Below are 538 nucleotides of genomic sequence, written 5' to 3'. Positions count from 1 at the left end.
TTCACAAAAAGAGTATGCCTCTCAGGTGTGTGTCACAAGATCCCAATTTCAATTTTGGTTGAGATTATATGAATTACATGGTGAAGAAGCGTTTCAAAATTCCTATACAAATTATCCTGTACCCTTTAAACTAAATGTACTTAATTATATGGTTCAATCCGGTGCATCACTGATGGAAACGGCAGCGCTCTTTAAAATTTCTAGTTATACAATGGTGTATTCTTGGAAAAAACAGATGGCGTCTGGTGGCCTAGAGGCCCTTGAACCAAAATCAAAGGGGCGTCCATCTATGAAAAAAGAAACGAAGAAACAACCAAAACAACAGCCAGCTGAAAGCTCACCAGAAGCACTTCAAGCAGAAATCAATCGTCTACGTATGGAAAACGAGTATTTAAAAAAGTTGAACGCCTTAGTTCAAGCCAAGGAAAAATCACCAAAGAAGACAAAGTAAAAGTCATCTATGAATTAAGGCATAAATACTCGGTGAAGGCGCTTGTGGCATTCGCAGGTATTCCACGTAGCACGTACTATGATTACG

The 538-nt window shown here is 38.8% G+C and carries 1 pseudogene; it reads left to right on the top strand.

What is annotated here, in order from left to right:
* Window positions 1–538, top strand: a pseudogene (locus tag ACFSY7_RS10270) (helix-turn-helix domain-containing protein); the annotation flags it as partial.

Source organism: Kurthia populi (assembly GCF_042686175.1).
Classification (GTDB): domain Bacteria; phylum Bacillota; class Bacilli; order Bacillales_A; family Planococcaceae; genus Kurthia; species Kurthia populi.
Note: the sequence above shows the minus strand (reverse complement) of the source record. Positions and strands in the feature narration are given on the sequence as shown.